Raw genomic sequence first — 26,876 nt, forward strand, 5'->3', positions numbered from 1 at the left:
CAACGCCTCTGGGCTAAGAGGGATTCGTCACATCGCAACGCTTGAGGCACGCGCCGGGCCAGCCGCCGCGGAAACGGGTCATGCTGCCGGATCGCGCCACCATCTTCGCCTACCTCACCATCCTGAGCGGCTCCGCCGGCCGGCTCGTGATCTCCCTTGTCTACTTCCTCATCGTTGCGAATACGTTGACCCTCGGCGAATTCGGTCTGTTCGCCACGGCGTCCTCGACCGGGCTCATCCTGTCGCGGCTCTTGGCCTTCGGTTTCATCTCCCCGCTCTACCGGGTCGCCACCGTCAAGCCGCGCCTGCTCGGTGCCTATCTGTCCGGCTTCGCGGGCCTGTCCGCATTCTCGCTGCCGCTGATCACGCTGGTTGCCGGCGCCGCCTATCTGCTGCTCTTCGCGGAGCGCCTCGCACTCCTGCCCTTCGCGGCGATCATCGTCGCGGAAGTCTTGGGCTGGCGCCTCGTCGAGGTCGTCGCCATCGTCAATAACGGGCTTAGGCGCTTCCGGCAGGCGGCGCTGCTCGTGATCATCGGGTCGGGCTTGCGCACGATCGCGGCGCTGCTCTTCGCCGGTTTCGGCCATGCCAGCCTCGAGATCTGGGCCTTCGCCTATTGCGGGGCGACGATGGCGAGCGCGGCTGTTGCGCTTCTCGCCTTCCTGCCGAAGGCACGCTGGCGCTTCGTGCGCAGCCTCTATCCGCGCCGCATGGCGGACGCCGTCTTCGCCGGCGCGGCCGATATCGTGTTCTACGTCCAGTCCGAACTCGACAAGCTCCTGGTGCTCGGTCTCGCCGGCGAGCGCACCGCCGGGCTCTATGCCATCGCGCTCCGGGTGATCGACCTCACCGCCATGCCGGTGCGCAGCTTCAACCAGATGCTGGTGCAGAAGATCATGCAGGAGCGCGGCGTCGGCGGCTTCAGGCGGCTTGCGGCTTACGAAGCGGGAATCGCGCTGGTCTCAGTCGCCGGGCTCGTTGCCGTCATCATCGCACTCAAGCCCTTCCCGCATTTGCTCGGCCGCAACGTCTCGGAAGCCGCCTATCTGTTCGCGCCGATGCTGCTGGTCCCCGCCTTCCGCAATCTCGTCGAGTACCACGCCGAACTGCTCTACGCCCGCGAGCGCACCGGCTCGCGCATCGCGCTGCTGTGCCTGCTCACCGCGATCAAGGCCGGGTTGATCTCGGTGGTGATGACGCGGTTCCCGGAGGCCGGAAGCTGGGCCGCCTCGATGAACCTCGTCTTCGGCGTGGTCTATCTCGCCTCGGCCGGCTTCACCTACACGCTGCTGGCGCAGGGTCGCAGGCCGCTACGCTGAGGCCTGCCGCTCGAACAGAGTGCGGATACGGTCGAGCGGCTCGCCGATGAAGGACTGGATGCCGATGGCGACCTGCCAGGGTTCCAGAACGTCCTCGAAGGAGGCGAGCCGATCCATCCCGGCGACATCCTCGCTGAACCAGTAGACCTTGCAGAGTTCGCGCGCATCCGGCCAGTGGCCGGCGGCCTCGAGCCCGAGCACGCGTTCGACGAAATAGCCGTAGATCACATATTCCGAGAACTGCCGCTCGCGAGCGATGGCGGAGACCCAGTCGCGCCCGCTGACGCTCTCGACATGGTCGAGCAGGGCCAGCACATGGTCGCGGCGCCAGCTCACCAGATTGTTGATGTAGTCCGGGCTCGGGAAGGTCGGCGCATCGAGCCCGAGCAGGGCGCTGGCATGGTTACACCAGGGGATGTGGCGCGCCATGTCGGCGGTGATCGCATCCGGCTTGCGATAGAGCCGGATCGCGCCGTCATCGGTGAGGCTCGTCAGGTCGAAGGGCCGCACGAACAGCATGTCGGAATCGGCGAAGAGGATGACGTCCTCGGCGCAGGTTTTTGCGACCGCGAATTTCCTGAGCTGCTGGGCATGCCAGCCGCGCAGCGGCGGGATGCCGCGCGCCAGCGCCTGAAACCCGGTCCAGAGCCGGCGCGTGCCGAAGCTCAGCGGATCGGGCCGCGATTGCAGCCAGCCCGGCAATAATTGCGATTCCGGCAGGATGCGGCGGCGCGGCCCTTCGAGATCCCGAAACAGCGGGACGTCGCGGTCCTCGATCAGAAGATAATGGACCGCATGACCGGTGACGAAGCGATCGATGCTGGCGCAGAGCAGCCGGCAACGTTCGATATCGCCCCTGTAGCTCGGCGTCGCCAGGGCAAAAGTTTCATTCAATTGGTTGGACTCACCCGCTCCGTCGGCCCCCCACGGCATATTGCCGGGCCATGCGCAGGAGGAAAGCGGGATTTCCGAGAACGTAGCGGCGCCAGAGCCGCCGCGGCTCGAGCCAGAGCCGGTAGATCCATTCGAGCCTGATCCGGCGCATCAGCTCGGGCGCACGTGGCACCTCGTCGGCGAAGAAGTCGAACAGCGCCCCGACGGCGGCCGCGACCGAGCCATGCTGCGGCCCGAGCTTGTCGGCGATGAAGCGCTCCTGCAGCGGATTGCCCATGGCCACCAGCAGCAGGTCCGGACGCTCGACCTTCAGCTTGCCGAGAAGCACGATTTCCTCGTCGGCGGTGAAATAGCCGTGCGAGACGACGCTGAAACGATGTGCCGGATAGCGCTGCGCCAGATTGGCGACCGCGCGGTCGGCGACGCCCGGTCGGCCGCCGAGCAGGGCGACCCGCATCGGCCGCTCGGAGCGGGCGAAGAGCGTGGGGAAGAAATCCGTGCCGTTGAGATTGGCCGGGAAGGCCTTGCCGTAGAGCATCCAGCTGCCGAGATCGACGCCGATGCCGTCTGCCAGCACGAGGAAGGTCGAGAGGCTGCGCTGCAGAGCGGCATTGTCGGCCGCGACATTCACCAGATTGGCGTTGCAGAAGGCGAGCTTCATGTGGCCGCCCGTCAGCACCGCGTCGGTGACCTCGGCGATCGCCGCCTCACGCTCCATCACGGCGATGCCGATCCCGCCGATATCGCGCTTGGCATAGCCCGGTCGCTTTCGGCTTCCGGCTTCGCGAGCGATCGTGATGGAGGCGGTTGCGGACACGGTGCTCTCGATCAGGGGCGCAGCGGCCCATTGCGAACATCACGATGTCTTGGCCGTTCCGGGCCTCGGGTCAAGGCAAAGCCGGCTGAAAGGTGAACGGCTTCTTCCCGCGTTCCGCGAAGGCGCGTTAATGGCAATCCTCTTGCAGCAACAAGGCCTTGTACCGAACCGGAACGATCGCGAAGATAGCGGCCTTAGCCGCTCCCGGACACCGTCCCACCGCGATACAGACCCCGCGCGAACCGCCCCGATCCGGCACGCGGCGAAGACCCTCGGCTCTGATCTTTTTGCGATCATCCTTAACGAAATGCATGGCGGCCCTGCGCATTTCACCGAAGCGGCGATGCCCACTGGCCGGTGCCAATCCGGCCGGCTAGGGTGATTCGCATAAGACGTTCGGGAGGGCTGGGCATGAACCAAATCGATTTAAAGAAGCGCGTCGCCATCGTGACCGGCGGGGCGCAGGGCATCGGCCGCGCCGTCGCCGAACGCTTTGCCCAGAGCGGCGCGACCGTCGCGATCTGGGATGTGGATGCCGCGCTCGCAGCCAAGGCCGCCAGCGAGATCGGCCATGGCGCGATCGGCGTCGGCGTGGACGTGACCGATGCGGCCGCCGTCCAGAAGGCGAGCGATGCGCTGGAGGCCCAGCATGGCAGCATCGACATCCTCGTCACCAGCGCCGGCATCGCCGGGCCCAACCACAAGACCTGGGAATATCCGCTGGAGGACTGGGCCAAGGTCATGAAGCTCAATGTCGACGGCACGCTGCATTGCTGCCGCTCGGTGATCCCCGGCATGGTCAAGCGCAATTACGGGCGCATCGTCCTGGTCGCCTCGATCGCCGGCAAGGAAGGCAATCCCAATGCCTCGGCCTATTCCGCCTCGAAGGCGGCGGTGATCGCGCTGACGAAGTCGCTCGGCAAGGAGCTCGCCGACAAGGACATCGCCGTGAACTGCATCACGCCGGCGGCGGCGCGCACCCGCATCTTCGACCAGATGAGCGAGGAGCATATCGGCTACATGCTGGCGAAGATTCCGCGCGGACGCTTCCTGCTGCCGGACGAGGTGGCCTCCATGGTCGCCTTCCTGGCCTCGGCCGAGAACAGCTTCACCACGGCCGGCGTGTTCGACCTCTCGGGCGGCCGCGCGACGTACTGACGGGGCGAGCGCGGCGGATCATGCCGCCGCGGAGAAGCTGCCTGGCGAAATTGCGGGTCGCGGTTTTCGAAACCCTGATCTAGCTTGGCGGCATGACGCAGACGCTCCCCTCCGCCGCCGTCCTCGGCGCCCGCGCCTTCGCGGCGCTGGCCGGTCTCAACCGCTTCAGCGACGAGCCCGGCAAGTTGACGCGGCTCTATCTCTCGCCTGCGCACAAGCAGGCGGCGGAGTGGGTCAAGGGCGCGATGGAGGTGGCGGGTCTCAGCGCCTTCATCGATGCCGCGGGCTCGGTGCAGGGACGGCGCGAAGGCACCGTGCCGGGCGCGCCTGCCGTGCTGATCGGCTCGCATATCGACACGGTCAAGGATGGCGGACGCTTCGACGGCAATCTCGGCGTCGTCGCGGGCATCCTGGCAGCGCAGGCTTTGCGCGACGCCGGGATCAGCCTGCCCTTCCCGCTCGAGGTGGTCGGCTTCGGCGACGAGGAAAACGTCAGGTTTCCGACGCATCTCTCGACCTCGGAAGCGCTGGCGGGTGCCTATAATCCGGCCTGGCTGGAAGCGCGGGATAGCGAAGGGGTCAAGCTCGGCGATGCGCTCGTCGCCTTCGGCGGCAATCCGGCAGGGATCGCAGCGCTCGCGCGCAAGCCCGGCTCGATCCAGGCCTATCTCGAAGTCCATATCGAGCAGGGGCCGGTGCTGGAGGGGGAGAACGAGCCGGTCGGCATCGTCACCGCCATCAATGCCCAGAGCCGGGCACAGGTGCGCGTCACCGGCGTGGCGGGCCATGCCGGCACCGTGCCGATGACGCTGCGCAAGGATGCGCTGACCGCCGCCGCCGAGATGGCGCTGGCACTCGAGCAGATCGCAGGCGCGCATGAACTCGCCGTCGGCACCGTCGGCGTGTTCAGGCCTGACCCCGGCGCGACCAATGTCGTTCCCGGCGCAGCCGAGTTCACCATCGATTTTCGCGCCCCGAAGGATGCGACCCTTGCGGCGATGGATGCGGAGATCCGCAAACGCTTCGGCGAGATCGCACAGCGGCGCGGTGTCGGGCTGGAGATCATCCCCTATGCTCGCGCAGCGGCCGTGCCGATGGAGCCCAGGCTGCAGGATGCGCTCGCCGCCGGCATCGCCCGGTGCGGCAGCAACCTCGCCGGCCGGCGGCTGCCGTCCGGCGCCGGGCATGATGCGATGGCAGTCGCGGCGGTCGCGCCCGTCGCCATGCTCTTCGTGCGGAACGAAAAGGGCATCAGCCATTCGCCCCTGGAGAACATGACCGAGGCCGATGCCGGCATCGCCATCCGTGTCCTCATCGAAACGATTCTGGAGCTGGCCGAACAGGCGAAGTAGAACAATTCCAGCCGCGACACCGCGCACCATTCCGAAGGCCGCCCGAAAGGCCTAGGAAAAGCGCGCCGCAGGAGGCTGGCCATGGATTTCGAGAATTTCTTCCGCCGTGAACTCGACGGATTGCGCGGCGAGGGCCGCTACCGCGTCTTCGCCGACCTGGAACGCCAGGCAGGCCGCTTCCCGATCGCGACCTATCATGGCGAGAGCGGCCCGCGCGAGGTCACCGTCTGGTGCTCGAACGACTATCTCGGCATGGGCCAGCATCCGAAGGTGCTCGCCGCGATGCATCAGGCGCTCGACGGCAGTGGCGCCGGCGCCGGCGGCACCCGCAATATCGGCGGCACCAATCACTACCATGTCTTGCTGGAGCGCGAGCTTGCCGATCTGCATGGCAAGGAAGCCGCGCTGATCTTCAATTCCGGCTATGTCTCGAACTGGGCCTCGCTCTCGACGCTTGCCGCGCGCATTCCCGGCTGCATCGTGCTGACCGACGGGCTGAACCATGCCTCGATGATCGAGGGTATCCGTCATTCGCGCGCCGAGAAGCACATCTTCGCCCATAACGACCCGGCCGACCTGCGCCGCAAGCTCGCGGCGCTCGATCCCGCCCGGCCGAAGCTGATCGCCTTCGAGTCGGTCTATTCGATGGATGGCGACATCGCCCCGGTGCGGGAATTCTGCGACATCGCCGACGAATTCGGCGCGATGACCTATATCGACGAGGTCCATGCCGTCGGCCTCTACGGCGCGCGCGGCGGCGGCATTTCGGAGCGCGAGGGCCTGACCGACCGGCTTACCCTGATCCAGGGCACGCTGGCGAAATCCTATGGCGTGATCGGCGGCTACATCACCGGCTCGGCCGCGCTCTGCGATTTCATCCGCAGCTTCGCCTCCGGCTTCATCTTCTCCAGCTCGCTGCCGCCGGCCGTGGCGGCCGGTGCCATCGCCGCGATCCGGCATCTCAAGGAAAGCTCCGCGGAGCGCGAGCGCCAGCAGGACCGCGTCGCGGCGCTGCGCCGCAAGCTCGACCGGGCCGGTATCCCGCATCTCGCCAATCCCAGCCATATCGTGCCGGTGATGGTCGGCGAGGCGAAGGCCTGCAAGGCGATCAGCGACGAATTGCTCGATCGTTTCGACATCTATGTCCAGCCGATCAACTACCCGACCGTGCCGCGCGGCACGGAGCGCCTGCGGATCACGCCTTCGCCGTTCCATTCCGATGCCGATATCGACACTTTGGTGGCGGCGCTCAGTGCAATCTGGGCGCGCGACGGGCTGAAGCGGGCGGCCTGAGGCTTTTCAGCCCCGCTTCGCCACGATCATCAGGACCGCCGAAAGCAGCGCGAAGACCGTCGCCAGTCCACCGAGGATCAGGGTTCCCATCCACAGGGACAGGAAGCCCTCGATCTCGGCCTTTTCCGGGGTCGCAGCGTCATAGAGGACGGTCACCCGGTCGCCCCTGCTATAGGCCGGCGGGCTCGTGCCCCATGAGGTCACGAAGGTGACGGACCGTCCCTGCGCCGTTTGAAAGCTCACGACCGGCCGATAGGTGGAATCCCCGCCGCCGTGCCGGAGTTCGACCACGGTCCCGGCGGCGCGGTCGGCACGCGCCAGCAGCTTCTGGTTGTGGCTGTAGATGAAATAGCAGACCGTCGTGAGAATAACGGCGACAATGCCGAAAACGCAGCCGATCCGCCAGAACAGGAGCCGGCCATCCTGGGCCGGGCCCCCGAATCGCTGCTTCCTGCGGCTTTCGCCCATCCGCCCTCAGAGATTGAAGACGCGGTGGGGGACGAACTCGCCGTTCTGGACCGAGCCCGTCGACACCAGCGTGCCCGCGCAGGTGGCGTAGGCGGCCTCCAGCTCGATCGGAGCGCCGGCGCCCCGCAGCAGGGCGCTCTGGCCGCGCTTGAGGCGGGCGGCGGCATCACGGTGGAGCACGATCTCCGGGATCAGCGTCAGAGCCGCCTTGACCGGCTGCAGGGCCGAGAGCGCGCTCTCAGGGCTCTCGCGCAGGGTCTCGACGCTGGCGGCCTCAGCGACCGTGAACGGCCCGACGCGGGTGCGGCGCAGATGCGCGACATGGCCGAGGCAGCCGAGCGCGAGGCCGAGATCGCGGGCGATGGCGCGGACATAGGTGCCCTTGCCGCATTCGGCCTCGAAGGTCGTGGTGGCCCCGTCATGGCTGACGATGGTGAGTGCGTCGATCTCGACGGGCCGCGCCTGCAATTCGACCTCCTCGCCATCGCGAGCGAGATCGTAGGCGCGCTCGCCGGCGATCTTGATCGCCGAGAACTTGGGCGGCGTCTGCAGGATCGTGCCGGTGAAGCGGGGCAGCAGGGCCGTGATCGCGGCTTCGTCGGGGCGCTTGTCCGAGGTCGCGATGACGCTGCCCTCGGTATCGTCGGTATTGGTCTGAGAGCCCCAGGCAACGGTGAACTGATAGGCCTTGCGGCCGTCCATGACGAAGGGAACGGTCTTGGTCGCCTCGCCCAATGCGATCGGCAGCAGGCCCGAGGCCAGCGGATCGAGCGTGCCGGCATGGCCGGCCTTCTTGGCGCCGAAGGCACGCTTCACGACGCTGACCGCATGGGTCGAGGTCATGCCGATCGGCTTGTCGAGGATGACCCAGCCATGGACGTCACGCTTCTTCGGGCGCGGCGCCGGGGTGGCTTCCTGGTCCGGGACGGTTTCGGATGGATTCTCAGCGGTCATCGTCACGGCGGTCTTCTTCGGGAGCCTGGTCTTCGTGATCCTGGTCGATCCTGAGGCGCTCGACCTGCGTATCGCGGCGCACCTCGTCGGTATCGAGCAGCGCGTCGATGCGCTCGGCCTCGGCGAAGCTCTCATCGGCACGGAAGCGGATATCCGGCGCGTATTTCAGGTTCACGCGATGCGCGATCTCACCGCGCATATAGCGCTTGTTGGCTTCGAGCGCCTTGAGCACCGGCTTAATATCCTGCCCGCCGAGCGGCATGATGTAGGCCGTCGCGAGCTTGAGATCCGGCGAGAGGCGCACCTCCGGCACGGTGATGACGTGCTTTGCCAGCACATCGTCATGGATGTCGCCGCGCGCCAGCATCTCGGCGAGCGCGTGGCGGATCAGCTCGCCGACGCGCAACTGCCGCTGGGAAGGACCGGTGGGTTTCGCAGGTTTTGCCATGGTTCTCGTTTCTCCGGGATCGGACCGGATCAAACGTCACGGCGGGACAAAGCCCGCCGTCTCAGGAAGATAAGGCGCTGGACGCGCTCTTCTCGTCACGAGATGGCCGGGCTTGCAACCCGGCCATGACGCGCTGTTTCAGGAAGCGCGGCCTTCAGAGGCTGCGCTTGATCTCTTCGACGCGATAGCACTCGATCACGTCGCCGGCACGCATGTCCTGATAGTTCTCGAAGGACATGCCGCATTCCTGGCCGGCCACGACTTCCTTGGCATCGTCCTTGAAGCGCTTGAGCTGGCCGAGCTTGCCCTCGTGAACCACGACGTTGTCGCGGATCAGGCGGACATTGGCGCCGCGCTCGATCGTGCCGTCGGTGACGCGGCAGCCGGCGATCTTGCCAACCTTCGAGACGTTGAAGATCTCGAGGATCGTCGCGTTGCCGAGCATGGTCTCGCGCAGCGTCGGCGCCAGCAGGCCCGACATCGCGTCCTTCACGTCATCCATGAGGTTATAGATGATGTTGTAGTAGCGGATCTCGACGCCGGCCCGGTCGGCCGCCTCGCGCGCTTCCTTGTGGGCGCGCACGTTGAAGCCGACGACCACCGCGCCCGAAGCCTGGGCGAGCGTGACATCCGACTCGGTGATGGCACCGACGCCCGACGAGAGCACGCGGGCGCGAACCTCTTCGTTGCCGACCTTTTCAAGAGCGCCAACGATGGCCTCGACGGAACCCTGCACGTCGCCCTTGACGACGAGCGGGAATTCCTTGCGGCCGGCGCCTTCCTTGAGCTCGCGCATCATCTCGGCGAGCGAGCGGCCGGCGCCCGAGGCCGCGCCGCGGGCGGCGAGGCGGTCGCGACGCTGACGCTCGCGGTAATCGGTGATCTCGCGGGCACGGGCCTCGGACTCGACGACCGCGACGCGGTCACCGGCCTCGGGCGTGCCGTTGAAGCCGAGAACCTCGACCGGCATGGAGGGCGGAGCCTCCTTCACCTGCGCGCCGGTATCGGCGATCAGGGCGCGGACGCGGCCCCATTCGGCGCCGGCCACGATGATGTCGCCGGTGCGCAGCGTGCCGCGCTGGACGAGCACGGTGGCGACCGGGCCGCGGCCACGATCGAGCTTGGCCTCGATGACCGTACCTTCGGCCGCGCGATCGGGATTGGCCTTGAGATCGAGCAGCTCGGCCTGAAGCGAGATCGCTTCCAGCAGCTTGTCGAGGTTGTGGCCGGTCTTGGCGGAGACCTCGACTTCCAGTGTCTCGCCGCCGAGCGTCTCGACCTGGATCTCGTATTGCAGCAACTCGGCGCGCACGCGATCCGGGTTGGAATCGGCCTTGTCGACCTTGTTGATCGCGACGATCAGCGGCACACCGGCCGCCTTGGCATGATGGATCGCCTCGGCCGTCTGCGGCATGACGCCGTCATCGGCGGCCACGACCAGCACGACGACGTCCGTCACCTTGGCGCCACGGGCGCGCATCGCCGTGAAGGCGGCGTGGCCGGGGGTGTCGATGAAGGTCACCTGGGTGCCGAGCGGGGTCGTCACCTGATAGGCGCCGATATGCTGGGTGATGCCGCCGGCTTCGCCGGTGACGACCTTGGTCTTGCGGATCGCGTCGAGCAGCGAGGTCTTGCCGTGGTCGACATGGCCCATGATCGTCACGACCGCCGGGCGGGAGGCCAGGGTCTCGTCGGTATCCGGTGTGTCGAACAGGCCTTCCTCGACGTCGGATTCGGCGACGCGCTTGACGGTGTGGCCCATTTCCTCGGCGATGAGCTGAGCGGTGTCGGCATCGATCACGTCGGTGATCTTGTGCATCGCGCCCTGCTTCATCAGCAGGCGGATGACGTCGACGCCGCGTTCCGTCATGCGGTTCGCGAGTTCCTGGATGGTGATCGTCTCGGGGATGATCACCTCGCGCATCACGCGCTCTTTCTGGACATCGGAAGCCCGATGGCCGGTCATGCGCTGCACGCGCCGGCGGAACGAGGCGACCGAACGTGTCCGCTCGTCCTCGCTCCCGGTTGCGGTCGAGAGCGTCAGACGGCCGCGCGGCTTGTCATTCGTGGTCTTCGGCGTCTTGGGCGCGGCGGGAGCCGGGCCACGGCCGGCGCCGGCGCTCAGGCCGGGGCGGCGGAACGCAGCCTTGACGTCGACATCATCCGAGCGGTTGCGGGTCGTGTTGGCCGAAGGCGCCTGGCGCACCGGCCGGGCGATCGCGGGCTCGGACGGAGCGGTCGTATCGATGCGGGGCGTGCGCGGCGCATCGGAACGCGGCGGGCGGCTGTCGAGCCGCGGCGGGCGCGCACCGGTATCGCGCATCGGCGGACGCGAGGTGAACTCGCGCGGACCGGAGGGAGCCGGACGGCCGAAATACTGGGTCGGCTGCGGCGCAGGCGCCTGGGACGCAGGCGCATCCTCACGGGCCGGCGGCGGCGGCGAAGCCGGACGGGCGGGCTGGTCGTCGCGCTGACGCGCCGCGGTTTCGACCCGGCGCTTCTGGTCGTCTTCCTGACGGCGACGCTCTTCCTCCTGGCGCTGACGCGCGGCGGCGGCTTCACGCTCCTGGCGCTCGCGTTCGGCGGCGGCGGCACGCTGGCGCGCCTCGTCCTCGGCGATGCGGCGGGCCTCGGCCTCGCTGCTGCGGGCCTCCGAGAGCGCGCGCTGGCGGGCGTCCTTCTCCTCATCGGAGAGGGTGCGCAGCAGCATGCTGCTGGCCGGGCGCTGGGGCGGCTGCGGAGCGGCCGGGCGGGGCGGGGCTGCCTGGGGAGCCGGGACCTGGGGCGCACGCGGCGCGACCGGCTCCTTGACCTCGTGCCCGGCGGCGCGGCGCTTCACCTCGACGACGACCTGCTTCGTACGCCCATGCGAGAAGCTCTGGCGAACAGTGCTCTGCTCGACAGGCCGCTTCAGCGACAGGGTCTTGGGCGGGTTGACGGTCAGCGTCTTGTCGCCCGGGGTCTTGGTATCGGTCATTCCGCGTTCGGTCCTGCCGGTTCGGTCGTGTCTTCGGTATCGTTCTGGTCGGATGCGGCGGCATCGTCCGTCCGGTAGCGGACGAGCCGACGCCAGCGGGAGAGGACGCCCTCGGCCGCTGGTCCCGGAGCAAGGGCGGCATGTATCACATGTGCCCGCCCCAACGCCAATTCCAAATCCGCCGCCGTGAAAATAGCGACGACGGGCAGTTCACGGGCCTTGAGCCCTTCGGCTTCACGGGCCACCCCGATCCGCCTGATGGCCTGGCCGATCTTGCGCTTGCCGTCATCGGCCCCATCGCTGGCCGCGATGACGCCGATACAACGGCCCGAGCCGATCAAGGCCTCGACCTTGGCGAAGCCCGCGATCACGAGCCCCGCCTTGTTGGCCATCGACAACGCCTGGAGCGCATCGCGCAGCATCAGCGCATCGATCATCTCCGCAAGGTCGGCGGGAACCGCGACCTTCGCCTTGAGCGAGCGCTCGAAGGCCTTGCGCTTGATCGCCTCGGTGACCGTCTTGCGGCTGAGGCTGGCCCAGACGCCACGTCCGGGCAGTTTCCGCCGCAAATCCGGCACCAAAGTGCCGTCCGGCCCGGCGACGAAGCGGATCAGATCGTCAGGCGCCTTCACCGCACGGGTGACCACGCAACTCCGTTCCGATTCCTTCTGCGCCGCCGCTTTCACTACGCGGGCTCCGCTCAGGCCTCGGCCGCCTCGTCGGCTTCCGCCTCAGGCTCCTCGGCCGGCGCCTCGATCCAGCCGGCGTGGATACGCGCGGCCATGATGATCGCTTCCGCCTCCTGGCGCGACAGGTCGAACCCATCGAGATAGCCGGCGTGGCGGGTGGTCTCGCCATCCTTGCGCTCGGTCCAGCCGACGAGATCGTCGGTGGCGCAGCCCGCGAGGTCCTCGACGCTCTTCACGTCGTTCTCGCCGAGCGCGACCATCATGGATGTGGTGACGCCCTCGACCTCGCGCAAGGCGTCCTCGACGCCGAGCGCGCGGCGCTTCTCGTCGAACTCGGCCTCGACCGCGGCGAGATGCTCCTGGGCGCGGCTCTGAATCTCGCCGGCGGTGTCCTCGTCGAAGCCCTCGATCGAGGCGAGCTCGGAGAGGTCGACATAGGCGACCTCCTCGACATTGCGGAAGCCTTCCGAGGCCAGGAGCTGGCCGACCGTCTCGTCGACGTTCAGCGCGTTCATGAACAGGTCGGTGCGCTGCACGAATTCCTTCTGGCGGCGCTCCGATTCCTCGGCTTCGGTCAGGATGTCGATGTCCCAGCCGGTGAGCTGCGAGGCGAGGCGGACGTTCTGGCCGCGGCGGCCGATGGCGAGCGAAAGCTGCTCGTCGGGAACCACGACCTCGATCTTGTCGGCTTCCTCGTCGAGCACGACCTTGGCGACTTCCGCCGGCTGCAGAGCGTTCACGACGAAGGTCGCGACGTCCGGCGACCACGGGATGATGTCGATCTTCTCGCCCTGCAATTCGCCGACGACGGCCTGCACGCGCGAGCCGCGCATGCCGACGCAGGCGCCGACCGGGTCGATCGAGGAATCGCGCGAGATCACGGCGATCTTGGCGCGCGAGCCAGGGTCGCGGGCGACAGCTTTGACTTCGACAATCCCGTCATAGATCTCGGGCACTTCCTGGCCGAACAGCTTGGCCATGAACTGCGGATGGGTGCGCGACAGGAAGATCTGGGGGCCACGCGGCTCGCGGCGCACGTCGTAGACATAGGCCCGGGCCCGGTCGCCGACCTTGAAGGTCTCGCGCGGGATCATCTCGTCGCGGCGGATGATGGCTTCGCCACGGCCGAGATCGACGAAGACATTGCCGTATTCGACGCGCTTGACCGCGCCGTTGACGATTTCGCCGATGCGATCCTTGTACTCGTCGTACTGGCGATCGCGCTCGGCCTCGCGCACCTTCTGGACGATGACCTGCTTGGCCGACTGGGCGGCGATGCGGCCGAAATCGAAGGGCGGCAGCGGATCGGCGATGACGTCGCCGGCCTGGGCAGCCGGATTATGGCGCTTGGCCTCGTCGACCGTGATCTCGATCGCCGGGTTCTCGACGAGGTCGACGACCTGGAGATGGCGGGCGAGGCGCAGTTCACCGGTCTTGGTGTTGATCTCGGCATGGACGTCGGTCTCGGCGCCGTAGCGCGAGCGGGCGGCCTTGGCGATGGCGTCCTGCATGGCGTCGACGACGATCTGGCGGTCGATCGACTTCTCGCGGGCGACCGCGTCGGCGATCTGCAGCAGTTCGAGCCGGTTGGCGCTGACGACCATGACGCTCACTCCTCTTCGTTATTGTCTTGAGGGACCGTCTCGCCGGCCTTCGTCGGCCGCGGTCCCAGCGATTTCCCTCGGCCCTTCTTCGGGCTGGCGATCTCTTCGGCGGCCGGCATCTCCGGCGGCAGACCGGACTTGCCGCGGCGCAGCGATTCGGTGACGAGCGCGTCGGTCAGGACGAGGCGGGCCTCGGCGATCGCCCGCATCGGAATCGCGACGTCACGCTCTTCCTCGCTCCTGGCGTCGTCGCGCGTCAGCAGTGCGTCCTGGCCCGCGACGCCGCGCAGAATACCACGGAAGCGCTTGCGCCCGGCAACCAGCTCGCTCGTATCGATCTTGGCGAGATGGCCGGCCCAGCGCTCGAAATCGCTGGCGCGCACCAGCGGCCGGTCGATGCCCGGCGACGAGACCTCGAGATGATAGGCCGCCTGAATGGGGTCGTCGACATCGAGCGCCGGCGACACCGCCTGGCTGATCGCCTCGCAGCCCTCGACATTCATCGTGCCGTCCGGCCGTTCGGCCATGATCTGCACGGTGCAGCCATTCTGGGCGCTGACGCGCACACGCACCAGCCGGTAGCCGAGATCGACGATCGCCGGTTCGATGATCACGGCGACACGCGCCGCGACGCCACCCTCGACGACGAGGCGGGGTTCCTGATCGGGTGCCGTTGTCGGCTCGTGGGTGGGTTCACTCATGGCCCGGACCGTTCCGTCTGCCTCCGGCGGGTCGCGGCCAATAAAAAAGAGCGGGCCGGTGGGCCCGCTCTTGATCATCGGCGTTAACCGATACCAGAGCTGTTGCCCGCTATTTAGTCCGCATCGCCCCGATATGCAAGCTCGGTTACGGCGGCGCTAACCCGATGGTCATCCTTCGCATGCCAGACTGCATGACGGGATAGCGGTTGAGGATCAGGTATGAGTGCGGTCGGCTCGCTGCTGCGAGATCTCGAATCCACGATGCTGCGCGGCTCGAACGAAGAGCGCGCCGACATCCTGTCGCGGCTGACGGATCTGTTCCTGGCCACGGCCGTCCATATGGACGAGGAGCAGGTCGGCGTCTTCGACGTCGTGATCGGGCGGCTGTCGCGCGCCATCGAATTGCGCGCCCGCGTCGAGCTGTCGGAGCGGCTCGCGCCGGTGCCGAATGCGCCGAGCGGCATCGTACGCCAGCTCGCCCTCGACGAGATCGCCGTGGCGCGGGCCGTGCTGGTGCAGTCGCCGCGCCTGAACGACCAGGATCTCGTGGCGATCTCCGCCGCCAAGGGGCGCGACCATATGCTCGCGATCACCGAACGGCCCGAACTCGGCGAGCCCGTTACCGATTTCCTGATCCTGCGCGGCGGGCGCGTCGTCACCCATGCGGTCGCGGCCAACCAGACCGCGCGTTTCTCCCGCCACGGCATGGGCGTGCTGGTGATGCGGGCGGCGCAGGACGATGCGCTCCAGCACACGCTGGGCTTGAGGCGCGACATTCCGGCGGAACTCGTCGACCAGCTCATGACTGCCGCCAAGAACTCCGCCCGGCGCCGGCTCAGCGAGAGCCTCGAACCCGTGCTGGCGGGCGAGGTCGACGGCGCGGTCGAACGCGGAGCGGACGCGATCGCCGCCGGAGGCCAGATGCCCGGCGAGCTCGGTGCCATCAGCGCCGCCCTCGTCGAAATCCGCGAACTGAACGAAGCCGGCCTGCTCGACGAGGCCAAGGTCCGTGACTACGCCCGCGACGGCGCGGCCGAACATGCGATCTGCGGCGTCGCCGTGCTGGCGCAGCTCGGCCTGCCGGCGAGCGAGCAGATCATTCTCGGCAGCGACCGCGAAGCGGTGCTGCTGGTGGCGCGCGCGCTCGGCTGGTCGTGGGAGACGACAGCGGCACTGATCTCGCTGCGCAAGGATTTCGGCAAGTCACAGGCCTCCGTCGACCGCGCCCGCGAAAGCTTCCGCAACCTCGCCCAGGGGACCGCCCAGCGCGTGCTCGGCTTCCTCAGGATGCGCGACGCAAAGCCGTGAGATAGCTGGAGATGCGCCCCTCGCGGACCGCCTTCGCCTCGTAGCGGGTGCGAATCCAGCCGGGATAGGGCGTGCGCCAGTCGCCCGGCCGCTCGTCGGTCCAGTCGAAATCGGGCGAGGCCATCAGGCGCGACAGCGTCCAGCCGATATAATCGTCGATATCGCTGGCGAAGCGGAAGCGCCCGCCGGGGCGAAGCGCACGGGCGAACAGGCCGAGCGTATGCTCCGAGACGAAACGGCGCTTGCGCTGGCGGCGCTTCGGCCAGGGATCGGGATAGAGCAGGTCGATCGCATCGAGGCTGCCGGCCGGGAAGCGCGGCAGCAGAAGGGCGGCATCGTCGTCCCAGACGCGGATATTGGTCAGCCCCTCGCGCTCGGCGACGGCCAGGAACTTGGCCATGCCGTTGATGAAGGGCTCGACGCCGATGAAGCCGATCTGCGGGCTCTCGCGCATCCGCATCAGCAGATGCTCGCCGCCACCGAAGCCGATCTCCAGCCGGACCGCCTCGACAGCTTGCGGGAACAGCGCCTTGAGATCGGCGATCTCCCCTTCCGGCAAACGCAAGCGCGGCAGCGTGTGCTCGATCAGATGGCTCTGGCCGTCGCGCAGGGCCTTGCCCTTGCGGCGACCATAGAAGGCGCGGTCGTCATGATCGGGGTCGTGGGTCATGATCGTATTCGTATCGCTTTGTCCGATAGAGCGTCGTCATTCCGGGCGCAGCGCAGTGGAGATCCGGAACGACGGCGGTGTTTCAGCGACCTGACACATCAAGTCAAAGAAAAAAGGCCGGGTGAACCCCGGCCTTTCCATTCATGACCCGACGGTCAGTCTCAGGCGACGGCCTTCTTCAGCGCGTCGACGAGATCGGTCTTCTCCCAGGAGAAGGAGCCGTCGCGGCCCGCCTTGCGGCCGAAATGGCCATAGGCCGAGGTCTTGGCATAGATCGGCTTGTTGAGGCCGAGATGGTTGCGGATGCCGTTCGGCGAGAGATCGATCAGCTTGCCGAGGACCTCCTCGAGCTTGGCCTCGTCGACCTTGCCGGTGCCGTGCAGGTCGACATAGATCGAGAGCGGCTTGGCGACGCCGATGGCGTAGGAGAGCTGGATCGTGGCGCGATCGGCGAGCTTGGCCGCGACGACGTTCTTGGCGAGATAGCGCGCCGCATAGGCCGCCGAACGGTCGACCTTGGTCGGGTCCTTGCCCGAGAAGGCGCCGCCACCGTGGGGAGCAGCACCACCATAGGTGTCGACGATGATCTTGCGGCCGGTCAGGCCGGCGTCGCCGTCGGGGCCGCCGATCACGAACTTCCCGGTCGGATTGATGTGCCAGACCGTGTCCTTGGAGATCCAGCCATCCGGCAGCGCCTGGCGGATATAGGGCTCGACGATCTTGCGGACGTCGGCGGATGTCAGCGACTCGTCGAGATGCTGGGTCGAGAGCACGATCTGGGTGACGCCGACCGGCTTGCCGTTCTCGTACTTGACCGTGACCTGGCTCTTGGCGTCGGGGCCGAGCTTGGCGGCCGCGCCCTCGCCCTTCTTGCGGGCGAGCGTCAGCGTCTCGAGGATCTTGTGGGCGTAATAGATCGGGGCGGGCAGCAGCTCGGGCGTCTCGCGGCTGGCATAGCCGAACATGATGCCCTGGTCGCCGGCACCGACATCCTTGTTGCCGGCCTCATCGACGCCCACGGCGATATCCGCGGATTGCGGATGCAGCAGCACGTCGATCTTGCACTTCTTCCAGTGGAAGCCGTCCTGCTCGTAGCCGATCGCCTTGATCGCCTTGCGCGCGGCCGACTTGACCTTGCTCTTCATCGCCTTCTCGTCGAGCGAGGTACGAACCTCGCCGGCGATGACGACGCGGTTGGTGGTCGCCAGCGTCTCGCAGGCGACGCGGACCTTGCTCGCATCCATGCCGGCCTTGGCCGCTTCCTTGAAGAACAGGTCGACGATCTCATCGGAGATGCGGTCGCAGACCTTGTCGGGATGCCCCTCCGAGACGGACTCGCTGGTGAACAGGTAATTCTGGCGTGACACGGTCGGCGCTTCCCTGAATCGGCACATGGAAAAGGCCGGCGCAGCGGCGCCAGCCCGACGAGGACCCGTCATTGCAGCGGACGCGTTCGTCGTCAAGCGGAAAAGTCCGCTTATCGGGAGGATCGTTCGTCACATCGAACGAAACGATGACGATATCACGCCTTTCCGGCGTCTTCCTCCGCGAGCGCCTCGACGAGATCGATGATGCGCCGGCGAACCCGGCCGCTCTTGATCTGCGTGAAGGCCTTGGTGAGCTGCACGCCCTCGCTGGTCGCCAGAAACTCGGAAATATAGGTGGTTGCGGCGGAATCGGCGAAGCCGGGCTCCGGCAGGTCGCCGGTCGGAGCGCCATCGAAGAAGAAGGCCACCGGCACATCCAGCATCTTGGCGATCTGCTGGAGGCGGCTCGCGCTGATGCGATTGGAGCCCTTCTCGTATTTCTGCACCTGCTGGAAGGTCAGCCCGAGTGCATCGCCCAGCTTCTCCTGGCTGACGCCCGCGAGCATCCGACGCATGCGGACGCGGCTGCCGACATGCTTGTCGATCGGATTGGGGACCTTCTTGATCATGATTCACCCTGCTTAGGCATCAGTGTCATGACCAGGAGCCGCCATCCTGGTCGGCGCGGTAGCCGTCCTTTATTATAGGCGCCGCAGCTAATCCACCCTTCGCCGCGAAAAAGTTCCAATCGGGATTAATTCCGGGCCCGAAACCGGGAAAAAGCGAGAAAAAGCAGCAGCAATCCCGCGAAGGCGATATCCCCCGCCCTGGCGTAAAGCGTGACGGGGCCGCTGCGCGGCAGGCTCGAGTCCAGCACGCCCTCGACGCCCAGCGGCAGGCTCGCCACGGTGCGGCCGTAGGGATCGACCACCGCGGAAATCCCGGTATTGGCGACGCGCACCAGCGGCAGGCCTTCCTCGATGCTGCGCAGACGCGCCTGCGCGAAATGCTGGTAAGGGCCGCTGGTCTGGCCGAACCAGCCGTCATTGGTCAGGTTCAGGAAGAAGCCGGCGCGCGGACCGCGCGCGGCGACGTCGCCCGGAAACACCGCCTCGTAGCAGATCAGCGGCGCCGCCGTCGGCAACCCCTTGATCGCGAGTGGCATCCGCGCGCTGCCCGAAGCGAAGCCGCCGGGAATCGAGACGAACTCGGAGAGACCGACCCGGCGTATCAGCGTCTCCAGGAACGGCGGCAGGTATTCGCCGAAGGGGACGAGATGGACCTTGTCGTAGCTGGCGATGATGACGCCCTCGTCATTGACCACCTGGATCGCGTTGTAGATCGGCGGCCGGCTCTCGCCGGGCAGCGTCTCGCCGGCGCGCGCCGCACCGGTGATCAGCGTCACGTCCGGCGGCAGGACCGCGCCGATGCGCGACAGGGCGCCGGGCGTGCGGCCGAGCAGGAAGGGAAAGGCCGATTCCGGCCAGATCAGGTGCGTGACGCTCTGGAGGCCCGGCGTGGTCGGGCTGGTGGCCCGATCGCTCAGCTCCAGATAGCGTTCGAGGATCGCCGCGCCGTTATTGCCGTTGAACTTGGCATCCTGCGGCAGGTTGGGCTGCATCAGCCTGAGCTTCACGCCGGCGACGAGCGGCGACGGGCCCGACGGCAGGCGCCAGTATCCGAAGGCGAAGAGGCCGGCCAAGGCCACCGCCGCCAGCAGCAACGGCAGGTTGCGCCCCGCCGGCGTCCGGGCCGTTCCGAGCACGGCCGGGGCCGCGCCGATCGCCACCGCGAACAGGGTCAGGCCGTAGAGCCCCACCAGCGAGGCGGCCTGCGCGAGATGGATCTCGCCTGCCAGCATCATGCCGTAGAGGTTCCAGGGAAAGCCGGTCAGGACATGGCCGCGCAGCCATTCGCTGATGCCGAGCATGGCCGCGAGCACGAGGATGCGCCCGGCGCCCCTGGGCCAGGCCAGCCGCGCCAGGCCGAAGGCGCAAGCCGGGAAGAGCGCGAGGAAAGCGGGCAGGGCAACGACGCCGAGCGGCATCGCCCAGGCAAACTTGTCGGCCTCGACGAGAAAGGCGGCGCCGAGCCACCACAGGCCGGCGAGGAAAAAACCGAAGCCCCACCACCAGCCAACCGCGAAGGCGGCCCGGAAGCGGCGCCAGGCGCTGGTGCCGACGGCGCCGTCGATCAGCCAGACCGCGATGGTCATCGGCACGACGACGAGTGGCCAGAGGTCGAGCGGCGGCAAGGCGAGCGCGCCGCTCGACCCGGCGATGAGCGCGACCAGGCGCTTCCGCCAGCCCCAGCCCAGGATGACGGCCTCCGCTGCCCCCGCCAGCCCCATCAGCCCGGCTCCATCGCCGGTTCCTCCGTGGCGGGCTCGCCGTGACAGTGGATGGTCAGACGCTTCACGCGGCGCTGGTCCGAATCGAGGATCTCGAAGCTGAGGCCATCCGGCCCCTTCACCATCTCTCCAAGGGTCGGCACGCGGCCTGCCAACGTGACGATCAACCCGCCGAGCGTATCGATGTCATCCGCCACTTCGTTGCCGGACAGGTCCACGCCGGTCGCTTCCTTGAGCTCGGCGAGGGTCGCGCGCGCATCCGCCGTGAAGCGGTTCTCGCCGGCGGGCACGATCGGAGTCTCCTCGAGATCATGCTCATCCTCGATATCGCCGACGACGATCTCGATCAGGTCCTCGATCGAGACGAGGCCGTCGGTGCCACCATATTCGTCGATGACCAGCGCGATATGGGTGCGGGTCGACTGCATGCGGACGAGAAGGTCTACAGCCGGCATCGAGGGCGGAACATAGAGGACGGGGCGCAGCAGCTTCGTCTCGGACAGGCGCGTCGAGAGGTCGACAGCCGAGAGCGTATGGGGAATGGCGAGCTTGCCGTTCTCTTCCGGCGGCCGGTTCTCCCCGGGCCGCGCCTTCTCGGCGATGTATTCGAGGAAGTCGCGGATATGGACCATGCCGCGGGGATCATCGAGCGTGTCGTCGAAGACCGGCAGGCGCGAATGGCCGGCGGTGCGGAAATGCGCGAGCAGCTCGTCCAGCGTCGCATCCGCCGGGACGGCGACGATATCGGCGCGCGGGATCATCACGTCGTCGACGCGGCGCTCGCGCAGGCTCAGCACATTGGTGAGCATCGCGCGTTCCTGGGCGGAGAGATCGGCGAGCTCGCCATTCTCCTCGGCCAGGGCCTCGACGATTTCCTCGCGGGCGGTGCCGCCGCCGCGCAGGCCGAGCCGGTCGAGGAATTGTCCGAGCCAATGGCCGAGGCCACGGCCGGCGGTTTCGTTCTGGGATTGTCGACTGTCGTCGCTCATGATCGTGGGGCTTACGGGGAAGAAGGGCTAAGTGCCGTGACAAGTTCGGCACCGGCATAGGGATCGGACACGCCGAGACGGGCAAGCGCCGCGATTTCGAGCGCTTCCATGCGGCGCGCCTCGGCCTCGGTCTCATGATCCTCGCCGAGAAGATGGAGCAGGCCGTGGATGGCGAGGTGGCGCAGATGGTCGCTCACGCTCTTGGATTCGGCCTCGGCCTCGCGCAGCACGGTCTCATAGGCGATGACGATGTCGCCGAGCAGCGGGCTCTGCGCGATGCGCTCCGGCGGAGCGGCCGGGAAGGAGAGCACGTTCGTCGCCTTGTCGAAGCCGCGCCAGTCGCGGTTGACGGTGCGGATGCGCCTGTCGTCGGTGAGCAGCAGGCTGAGCTCGGCGCCGGGCATGGGCTTGCGCGGCGCGACCGCGATGCCGGCGTCGAGCGCCTCGTTCAGCAATGCACGCAGGCTCGCCAGCTTGCCCAGCTCATGCCAGCGGCGCGACTGCGCCCTGAGGTCGAGATGGATTTCCGGAGACGTCTTCTCGGGTGGCGGCGCCAGGCGCCGCCCGCGAGGTCGATCGTTCATCGCGGCCGCTCCCGCGCCAACATCCGCTTCAGCCCTTCGCTGTCGCCTTCCCGGTTGAGATCCGGGGGCACATCGGGATTGCGCAAGCGCTCCTCCCGTTCCTCGCGCTCATGGCGCGCTGCGCTCTCATAGGCCATGACGATGCGTCGCACCAGATCATGCCGGACGACGTCGCCCTCCTCGAAGCGGGCATAGCCGACGCCCTCGACATCCTTGAGCAGCTTCACCGCTTCGTTCAGGCCGGAACGCTGGCCCGGCGGCAGGTCGATCTGCGAGGGATCGCCGGTGATGATCATGCGCGAGCCCTCGCCCAGGCGGGTGAGGAACATCTTCATCTGCATCGAGGTGGTGTTCTGCGCCTCATCGAGCAGCACGACCGCATTGGTCAGGGTGCGGCCGCGCATGAAGGCGAGCGGCGCGATCTCGATCATGCCGGTCTGCAGGCCGCGCTCGACATGGCGCGCCTCCATGAAGTCGTTGAGGGCGTCGTAGATCGGGCGCAGATAGGGATCGACCTTCTCGCGCATGTCGCCGGGCAGGAAGCCGAGCCGCTCGCCGGCCTCCACCGCCGGGCGCGACAGGATCATGCGCTCGACCACGCCCTGCTCGATCAGAGAGACGGCATGGCCAACGGCGAGCCAGGTCTTGCCGGTGCCGGCCGGGCCTTCGGCGAGGACGAGCTCATGGCGCTTGAGCTGGCGCAGATAGGCGTCCTGCGCGGCATTGCGCGCCCTGACAGGTCCGCGCTTGCGCGTCACGACCGCGTCGAAGGAGGTCTTGCCGGCATCGGCCGTCGGGAAGAGCGAGCGCTGGACGTTGCTTTCCTCGATCGCGCCGTCGACCTCGCCGAGGGTGACGGGCGCGCCGGCCTTGGCGCGGGCATAGAGCGTCTTCAGCACGCGCCCGGCCTGCTCGGCCGTCTCGCGGGGGCCCTTGACGGTGACGTGGTTGCCGTTCGGACTGACCACGACACCGAGGCGGCGCTCGAGATGGGCGAGGTTCTGGTCGTATTGACCGAAGACCAGGCTGGCCAGGCCGTTGTCGTCGAAGGAGAGCACGACCTCCGTCGCCGCCAGCCCGTCACGGCCCGCGCTTTCGCGCACACCGCCCTCGGGGCGGGCTGGCGCGAGATCGCGCCGCGGGTTCCGGTCGGGTCTTTGCGTCGTCGAATCAGCCTGTGCCAAATGCGTCGCCTCGCTTCAGGCCGGGGTGGCGGAGGATGGTCCGGCCCCGGTACCTATTCCAGACGGGCAGGAGCGCCCGGCCGGGTCGTCTCGCAGCATAACCGGACGCAACAATTTCAGCCTGATGACAGGCCACCGCCCATCCCTGGCAAATGGTGACGAGGCGGGGCGCGCTCAAGCGGCCAGACCCTTCCCACTGGCGTCGCCAGGCTCCACCAGCCGGCCGAACAGGGAATTGGTACTCGTCCTCTCGATCATCACGCGCACGATATCGCCGATCTGATTCGTTTCGCTCTCGATCTGCACAGCCTGCAGATAGGGCGACTTGCCGGCAAGCTGTCCGGGATACCGCCCCGCTCTTTCCAGGAGTACATCCACAGTCCGTCCGACCATGGCGGCGTTGAAGGCCTGCCGGTGATGCTCGATGCGCGCCTGCAGGCGGTAGAGCCGCTCGTTCATCAGTTCGCGCGGAACCTGCGCCGTAAGCTCGGCCGCCGGCGTGCCGGGGCGCGGCGAATAGTTGAAGGAATAGCTGGACGCGAAGCCGATCTCGTCGACGAGGCGGATCGTCTCCTCGAAATCGGCATCGGTCTCGCCGGGGAAGCCGACGATGAAATCCGAGGACAGGGCGATGTCGGGCCGGGCCTCGCGGATGCGCTCGATCAGGCGGCGATACTCGTCGCCGGTATGCTTGCGGTTCATTGCGGCGAGGATGCGGTCCGAGCCCGCCTGCACCGGCAGATGCAGGAAGGGCATCACCTGCGGCAGGTCGCGATGCGCGGCGATGAGATCGCTGTCCATATCTCTGGGGTGGCTGGTTGTATAACGGATGCGGGCGATGCCCGGCACCGCGGCGACACGATGCATCAGGCGCGCCAGGCTCCAGACGGCGCCGTCCGGCCCCTCGCCGTGATAGGCGTTGACGTTCTGGCCGATCAGGGTGACGTCGCGCACGCCGGCCTCGGCGAGGCGCTCGACCTCGGCCATGATCTGCGCGACGGGACGCGAGAACTCGGCGCCGCGCGTATAGGGCACGACGCAGAAGGCGCAGAACTTGTCGCAACCTTCCTGGACGGTGACGAAGGCCGAGACGCCGCGCGCCAGAATCGCCTGCCGCTTCGGCGCCGGGAGGAAGCCGAACTTGTCCTCGATCGGCAGATCAGTGTCGACGACGCGGCGCTTGCCGGCCTCGGCCAGAAGCTCCGGCAGGCGGTGATAGGCCTGCGGCCCGACCACGAGATCGACGGCGGGCTGGCGGCGCTGGATCTCGCCGCCCTCGGCCTGGGCAACGCAGCCGGCGACGACGATTTTCGTCTCCTGGCCCTCGGCGCCTTGCGCCTTCTTGATGTCGCGCAGCTTGCCGAGCTCGGTATAGACCTTCTGCACCGCCCGGTCGCGGATATGGCAGGTGTTGAGCAGGATCAGGTCCGCGCCCTCCGGCGTCGCCGTCTCCTCATAGCCCTGATGGCTCAGGATATCGGCCATGCGCTGCCCGTCATAGACGTTCATCTGGCAGCCGAAGGACTTGATATGGACTTTCTTCATCGCCGCGGATCGGGTCTCCAAAGCGCATCCTTTACTGCGGATCGGGCGCCTTGGGAACGGCCGCAGGATGCAAACGGATGGGAAGCAAGCAGCGGACCAGCAGCTTCAGGCTTCCGGGCGGCCGGTGACGGCCCGGCGACGGGCCTTGCGGACCGAGGCTTCGGCCAGTCGCGTCGCCTCCTTGCGGGAGGTCGCACGGCCCATCACGATCGGCTCGCCCCAGACCAGTTCGACATCGATCGCGCCGCATTCCAGCACATGCTTCAGATGCGGCCAGAGCTCGGTATCGCCGTACCAGGCGAGCGCGGCGCGGCCGACGCGACCGCCCGGTAGATTCTGCCAGCCGGTATAGGTGAGGGTCAACGGATAGACCGTCACATCCGCCGTGGCATCGCCCATAGCCTGATGCGCGGCGCCGAGCAGGGAGGAGCGGAAGGGCAGGATGCGCGTGCCGTCGCCGGTCGTACCCTCGGCAAAGAGCACGACCTCCTCGCCGCCGGCGATGCGAGCTCCCATCGTGGCGGCCATGCCGGCGGTCGCGCTACGGCGCTGCCGGTCGATGTAGAGGGTGCGCTGGAGATTGGCGAGGAAGCCGACCACCGGCCATTCGCCGACCTCGCTCTTGGCGACGAAGGCGAGTTCCCGTTCGGCACCGATCACGCCGATATCGAGCCAGGAGACGTGGTTGGACACGATCAGCGCCCCGGTTCCGGCCGGCGGCGGCGCACCGCGTACCTGCCGCCGCACGCCAAGGCACCAACAGGTCAGGCGATGGAAGCGCAGCGGCAAAGCGCCTCGCCGCGACGGCGCAACACGCATGACGACGAGCTGGGCGAGGACGAGCCCGAGCGTGCCGGTACACAGCATCGCCAATCGGGCGAGCGCACCGATGCGGAGGCCGTTCATGCGCAGGCGGGTCCGGTCATCGGCGGAACGGGCAATCCCATCGGGAGGTCGAGATGCCGTCAATGGCGCGATTGCGCCGGCTTGTCACGCAAGATCGAGCCGCATCGCGATCGCGGTGGCGCGGGAGCCGTCCGGCTTGGGGTAGTAGCCCTTGCGTCGCCCGACCTCGCGAAAGCCGAAATGGCGATAGAGCCGTTCGGCCGGAAGATTGCCATCCTCGACCTCGAGGAAGACATGGGCCACGCCCTCTTCGGCCAGCCGGGCGAGATGCGACGCCAGGAGCGCGCGGCCGAAACCGTCGCGGCGGCGTGCAGGAGCAACCACGATGCTGAGAATCTCCGCCTCGTCGGCGGCCTTGCGCGAGATGACGAAACCCTCGGGATGGCTGCTGCCGCCGCTGAAGACGCCGTCAGTCGACACCGCCGAATCGGCAATCAGCGCCGCACATTCGGCCGGCTCCCAGCCACGGGCGAAACCGCCCTGATGGTGCAAGGTCGCGACATCACGGGCGCGGCCGGCATCGAGCCGCATCGTGCGCAGCGGAGCCGAATCAGGGTGAAGCAATCTGCGTAGCCAATCCATGCCGCCTGTTCGCACAGACTGACGCAGCGGCAACCACCATTTGGGGGATGCGCTCACCGGCGCGGCAGGCGGGCTTTGTCCTGCGGCGTCGTCTCCGGCGCCTTCAGGTAGAGGGGCCGCGGCGGCGCGCTGTCGGGATCGGCGATGAAGCCGAGCCGGGCGACCCAGGCGATGTCGGGCGCCCTGGCATCGTCGATCACCAGCGCATCGAGGCCGATCGCCCAGGCTTCGTTGGCGACGGCGAGCGCCGAGGAGCCGACGAGGCTGACCGGCCCGGCGCCGATGGCGCGGGCCGCGTCGCGATAGCTGACCTGCCGGAGCGAGACCAGGGGCTTGCCCTCCGCCGTCAGTGCCTGGAACCAGACCTGCCCGTGCCTGGCATCGAGCGCGGCGGCAATGACGCGGCCCGATTCGCGCCCGATCAGGGGCGCGGCGCAAGCCGCGACGGTGGTGACGCCGACGGCGGGAATGCCGGCCGCAAAAGCGATGGCGCGCGCCGCGCTGACACCGACGCGCAGGCCGGTATAGCTGCCGGGACCGACAGTCACGGCGACGCGCGAGAGCGAACCGAAGCCGCCCTCGACATCCTTCATGACACGCTCGACCAGCGGCATCAGCGCTTCGGCATGGCCGCGCTCCATCGCGACCTGCTCGATCGCCAGGGGCTTCACCATGTCGGCCGTATCCAGCACGCAGGCCGAGCAGGCGCCGAGCGCGGTATCGATCGCGAGAATGCGCATCAGGATGTCATTCCGCGACAGGCCACGCTCATCGTCA

The 26,876-nt window shown here is 67.7% G+C and carries 25 protein-coding genes; 5 read left to right on the top strand and 20 right to left on the bottom strand.

Going from position 1 to position 26,876, the window contains the following annotated elements:
- Nucleotides 1-80 precede the first annotated feature (80 nt).
- Complete coding sequence (locus tag ASE61_RS23540; protein ID WP_061971100.1) at nucleotides 81-1,319, top strand: lipopolysaccharide biosynthesis protein; 1,239 nt, start codon at nucleotides 81-83, stop codon at nucleotides 1,317-1,319.
- Here ASE61_RS23540 and ASE61_RS23545 read toward each other — a convergent pair.
- Both ASE61_RS23545 and ASE61_RS23550 read right to left on the bottom strand, forming a co-directional pair.
- Complete coding sequence (locus tag ASE61_RS23545; RefSeq protein ID WP_156407203.1) at nucleotides 1,311-2,213, bottom strand: DUF6492 family protein; 903 nt, start codon at nucleotides 2,211-2,213, stop codon at nucleotides 1,311-1,313. The genes ASE61_RS23540 and ASE61_RS23545 overlap by 9 nt on opposite strands.
- Before the next feature lie 10 nt (nucleotides 2,214-2,223).
- A complete protein-coding gene (locus tag ASE61_RS23550; RefSeq protein WP_082617681.1) occupies nucleotides 2,224-3,030 on the bottom strand; it encodes a WecB/TagA/CpsF family glycosyltransferase in 807 nt (268 codons plus the stop codon).
- Nucleotides 3,031-3,441: 411 nt separating this feature from the next.
- Here ASE61_RS23550 and ASE61_RS23555 point away from each other — a divergent pair, with 411 nt between their 5' ends.
- The 3 genes from ASE61_RS23555 to hemA all read left to right on the top strand — a co-directional run bounded on the left by ASE61_RS23555 (nucleotide 3,442) and on the right by hemA (nucleotide 6,833).
- Complete coding sequence (locus ASE61_RS23555; protein ID WP_061971103.1) at nucleotides 3,442-4,188, top strand: SDR family NAD(P)-dependent oxidoreductase; 747 nt, start codon at nucleotides 3,442-3,444, stop codon at nucleotides 4,186-4,188.
- A gap of 92 nt (nucleotides 4,189-4,280) precedes the next feature.
- Nucleotides 4,281-5,540 carry an allantoate amidohydrolase gene (locus ASE61_RS23560; RefSeq protein ID WP_061971105.1) on the top strand — a complete coding sequence of 420 codons (1,260 nt, stop codon included), beginning with the start codon at nucleotides 4,281-4,283 and terminating at the stop codon, nucleotides 5,538-5,540.
- A gap of 81 nt (nucleotides 5,541-5,621) precedes the next feature.
- Nucleotides 5,622-6,833 (top strand): 5-aminolevulinate synthase, encoded by a 1,212-nt coding sequence (hemA, locus tag ASE61_RS23565; RefSeq protein ID WP_061971106.1) that lies wholly within the window; start codon nucleotides 5,622-5,624, stop codon nucleotides 6,831-6,833.
- A gap of 6 nt (nucleotides 6,834-6,839) precedes the next feature.
- On the opposite strand, the gene ASE61_RS23570 is transcribed toward hemA, so the two are convergent.
- From ASE61_RS23570 to rimP, 7 genes are all read right to left on the bottom strand, one after another.
- Nucleotides 6,840-7,301 carry a DUF3592 domain-containing protein gene (locus ASE61_RS23570; protein WP_061971108.1) on the bottom strand — a complete coding sequence of 154 codons (462 nt, stop codon included), beginning with the start codon at nucleotides 7,299-7,301 and terminating at the stop codon, nucleotides 6,840-6,842.
- Nucleotides 7,302-7,307: 6 nt separating this feature from the next.
- Nucleotides 7,308-8,255, bottom strand: coding sequence for a tRNA pseudouridine(55) synthase TruB (truB, locus tag ASE61_RS23575; protein WP_061971110.1), 948 nt, complete (start codon nucleotides 8,253-8,255; stop codon nucleotides 7,308-7,310).
- Complete coding sequence (gene rbfA / locus ASE61_RS23580; protein WP_061971111.1) at nucleotides 8,245-8,703, bottom strand: 30S ribosome-binding factor RbfA; 459 nt, start codon at nucleotides 8,701-8,703, stop codon at nucleotides 8,245-8,247. The genes truB and rbfA overlap by 11 nt, the downstream gene beginning before the upstream one ends.
- A gap of 154 nt (nucleotides 8,704-8,857) precedes the next feature.
- Complete coding sequence (infB, locus tag ASE61_RS23585) at nucleotides 8,858-11,680, bottom strand: translation initiation factor IF-2 (protein WP_061971113.1); 2,823 nt, start codon at nucleotides 11,678-11,680, stop codon at nucleotides 8,858-8,860.
- Nucleotides 11,677-12,366 (bottom strand): RNA-binding protein, encoded by a 690-nt coding sequence (locus ASE61_RS23590; protein WP_274532900.1) that lies wholly within the window; start codon nucleotides 12,364-12,366, stop codon nucleotides 11,677-11,679. Before ASE61_RS23590 ends, infB begins: the two co-directional genes overlap by 4 nt.
- Before the next feature lie 14 nt (nucleotides 12,367-12,380).
- Nucleotides 12,381-13,973, bottom strand: coding sequence for a transcription termination factor NusA (gene nusA, locus ASE61_RS23595; protein WP_061971116.1), 1,593 nt, complete (start codon nucleotides 13,971-13,973; stop codon nucleotides 12,381-12,383).
- Between the two features lie 5 nt (nucleotides 13,974-13,978).
- Nucleotides 13,979-14,674, bottom strand: a complete 696-nt coding sequence (gene rimP / locus ASE61_RS23600; protein ID WP_091857837.1) for a ribosome maturation factor RimP — start codon at nucleotides 14,672-14,674, stop codon at nucleotides 13,979-13,981.
- Nucleotides 14,675-14,893: 219 nt separating this feature from the next.
- On the opposite strand from rimP, the gene ASE61_RS23605 reads away from it, so the two are divergent.
- A complete protein-coding gene (locus tag ASE61_RS23605) occupies nucleotides 14,894-15,982 on the top strand; it encodes a DUF2336 domain-containing protein (protein WP_061971118.1) in 1,089 nt (362 codons plus the stop codon).
- Here ASE61_RS23605 and trmB read toward each other — a convergent pair.
- The 11 genes from trmB to tsaB all read right to left on the bottom strand — a co-directional run bounded on the left by trmB (nucleotide 15,957) and on the right by tsaB (nucleotide 26,839).
- Nucleotides 15,957-16,652 carry a tRNA (guanine(46)-N(7))-methyltransferase TrmB gene (gene trmB / locus ASE61_RS23610; protein ID WP_061971120.1) on the bottom strand — a complete coding sequence of 232 codons (696 nt, stop codon included), beginning with the start codon at nucleotides 16,650-16,652 and terminating at the stop codon, nucleotides 15,957-15,959. The two genes, ASE61_RS23605 and trmB, sit on opposite strands and share 26 nt — an antisense overlap.
- A gap of 161 nt (nucleotides 16,653-16,813) precedes the next feature.
- Nucleotides 16,814-18,046, bottom strand: coding sequence for a methionine adenosyltransferase (gene metK / locus ASE61_RS23615; protein WP_061971199.1), 1,233 nt, complete (start codon nucleotides 18,044-18,046; stop codon nucleotides 16,814-16,816).
- Nucleotides 18,047-18,174: 128 nt separating this feature from the next.
- On the bottom strand, nucleotides 18,175-18,588 hold the full coding sequence (locus ASE61_RS23620; RefSeq protein WP_061971122.1) for a helix-turn-helix domain-containing protein: 414 nt from the start codon (nucleotides 18,586-18,588) through the stop codon (nucleotides 18,175-18,177).
- A gap of 125 nt (nucleotides 18,589-18,713) precedes the next feature.
- Nucleotides 18,714-20,309 carry an apolipoprotein N-acyltransferase gene (gene lnt / locus ASE61_RS23625; protein WP_061971124.1) on the bottom strand — a complete coding sequence of 532 codons (1,596 nt, stop codon included), beginning with the start codon at nucleotides 20,307-20,309 and terminating at the stop codon, nucleotides 18,714-18,716.
- The gene (locus ASE61_RS23630) at nucleotides 20,309-21,298 is read right to left on the bottom strand and encodes a hemolysin family protein (RefSeq protein ID WP_061971125.1); all 990 of its coding nucleotides are present in this window, start codon (nucleotides 21,296-21,298) and stop codon (nucleotides 20,309-20,311) included. The genes lnt and ASE61_RS23630 overlap by 1 nt, the downstream gene beginning before the upstream one ends.
- A gap of 11 nt (nucleotides 21,299-21,309) precedes the next feature.
- Nucleotides 21,310-21,882 carry an rRNA maturation RNase YbeY gene (gene ybeY, locus ASE61_RS23635; protein ID WP_082617683.1) on the bottom strand — a complete coding sequence of 191 codons (573 nt, stop codon included), beginning with the start codon at nucleotides 21,880-21,882 and terminating at the stop codon, nucleotides 21,310-21,312.
- Entirely contained in the window at nucleotides 21,879-22,985 is a 1,107-nt protein-coding gene (locus ASE61_RS23640; protein WP_091857694.1) for a PhoH family protein, read from the bottom strand. The genes ybeY and ASE61_RS23640 overlap by 4 nt, the downstream gene beginning before the upstream one ends.
- Before the next feature lie 255 nt (nucleotides 22,986-23,240).
- The gene (gene miaB, locus ASE61_RS23645; protein WP_061971127.1) at nucleotides 23,241-24,611 is read right to left on the bottom strand and encodes a tRNA (N6-isopentenyl adenosine(37)-C2)-methylthiotransferase MiaB; all 1,371 of its coding nucleotides are present in this window, start codon (nucleotides 24,609-24,611) and stop codon (nucleotides 23,241-23,243) included.
- 105 nt (nucleotides 24,612-24,716) lie between these two features.
- Nucleotides 24,717-25,517, bottom strand: a complete 801-nt coding sequence (locus ASE61_RS23650) for a lysophospholipid acyltransferase family protein (RefSeq protein WP_061971129.1) — start codon at nucleotides 25,515-25,517, stop codon at nucleotides 24,717-24,719.
- An 84-nt stretch (nucleotides 25,518-25,601) separates the two neighbouring features.
- Nucleotides 25,602-26,081 carry a GNAT family N-acetyltransferase gene (locus tag ASE61_RS23655; RefSeq protein WP_244492993.1) on the bottom strand — a complete coding sequence of 160 codons (480 nt, stop codon included), beginning with the start codon at nucleotides 26,079-26,081 and terminating at the stop codon, nucleotides 25,602-25,604.
- Nucleotides 26,082-26,152: 71 nt separating this feature from the next.
- Nucleotides 26,153-26,839, bottom strand: a complete 687-nt coding sequence (gene tsaB / locus ASE61_RS23660) for a tRNA (adenosine(37)-N6)-threonylcarbamoyltransferase complex dimerization subunit type 1 TsaB (RefSeq protein ID WP_061971132.1) — start codon at nucleotides 26,837-26,839, stop codon at nucleotides 26,153-26,155.
- Nucleotides 26,840-26,876: the final 37 nt, after the last annotated feature.

The organism is Allobosea sp. Root670, from assembly GCF_001429415.1.
Classification (GTDB): Bacteria; Pseudomonadota; Alphaproteobacteria; order Rhizobiales; family Beijerinckiaceae; genus Allobosea; species Allobosea robiniae.

Bases quoted from the DNA above. Each gene is read 5' to 3' on its own strand.
- ASE61_RS23540 (WP_061971100.1), top strand. From the start codon at position 81: ATGCTGCCGGATCGCGCCACCATCTTCGCCTACCTCACCATCCTGAGC.
- ASE61_RS23555 (WP_061971103.1), top strand. From the start codon at position 3,442: ATGAACCAAATCGATTTAAAGAAGCGCGTCGCCATCGTGACCGGCGGG.
- ASE61_RS23560 (WP_061971105.1), top strand. From the start codon at position 4,281: ATGACGCAGACGCTCCCCTCCGCCGCCGTCCTCGGCGCCCGCGCCTTC.
- hemA (WP_061971106.1), top strand. From the start codon at position 5,622: ATGGATTTCGAGAATTTCTTCCGCCGTGAACTCGACGGATTGCGCGGC.
- ASE61_RS23570 (WP_061971108.1), bottom strand. From the start codon at position 7,301: ATGGGCGAAAGCCGCAGGAAGCAGCGATTCGGGGGCCCGGCCCAGGAT.
- truB (WP_061971110.1), bottom strand. From the start codon at position 8,255: ATGACCGCTGAGAATCCATCCGAAACCGTCCCGGACCAGGAAGCCACC.
- rbfA (WP_061971111.1), bottom strand. From the start codon at position 8,703: ATGGCAAAACCTGCGAAACCCACCGGTCCTTCCCAGCGGCAGTTGCGC.
- infB (WP_061971113.1), bottom strand. From the start codon at position 11,680: ATGACCGATACCAAGACCCCGGGCGACAAGACGCTGACCGTCAACCCG.
- nusA (WP_061971116.1), bottom strand. From the start codon at position 13,973: ATGGTCGTCAGCGCCAACCGGCTCGAACTGCTGCAGATCGCCGACGCG.
- rimP (WP_091857837.1), bottom strand. From the start codon at position 14,674: ATGAGTGAACCCACCCACGAGCCGACAACGGCACCCGATCAGGAACCC.
- ASE61_RS23605 (WP_061971118.1), top strand. From the start codon at position 14,894: ATGAGTGCGGTCGGCTCGCTGCTGCGAGATCTCGAATCCACGATGCTG.
- trmB (WP_061971120.1), bottom strand. From the start codon at position 16,652: ATGACCCACGACCCCGATCATGACGACCGCGCCTTCTATGGTCGCCGC.
- metK (WP_061971199.1), bottom strand. From the start codon at position 18,046: ATGTGCCGATTCAGGGAAGCGCCGACCGTGTCACGCCAGAATTACCTG.
- ASE61_RS23620 (WP_061971122.1), bottom strand. From the start codon at position 18,588: ATGATCAAGAAGGTCCCCAATCCGATCGACAAGCATGTCGGCAGCCGC.
- lnt (WP_061971124.1), bottom strand. From the start codon at position 20,309: ATGGGGCTGGCGGGGGCAGCGGAGGCCGTCATCCTGGGCTGGGGCTGG.
- ASE61_RS23630 (WP_061971125.1), bottom strand. From the start codon at position 21,298: ATGAGCGACGACAGTCGACAATCCCAGAACGAAACCGCCGGCCGTGGC.
- ybeY (WP_082617683.1), bottom strand. From the start codon at position 21,882: ATGAACGATCGACCTCGCGGGCGGCGCCTGGCGCCGCCACCCGAGAAG.
- miaB (WP_061971127.1), bottom strand. From the start codon at position 24,611: ATGAAGAAAGTCCATATCAAGTCCTTCGGCTGCCAGATGAACGTCTAT.
- ASE61_RS23650 (WP_061971129.1), bottom strand. From the start codon at position 25,517: ATGAACGGCCTCCGCATCGGTGCGCTCGCCCGATTGGCGATGCTGTGT.
- tsaB (WP_061971132.1), bottom strand. From the start codon at position 26,839: ATGCGCATTCTCGCGATCGATACCGCGCTCGGCGCCTGCTCGGCCTGC.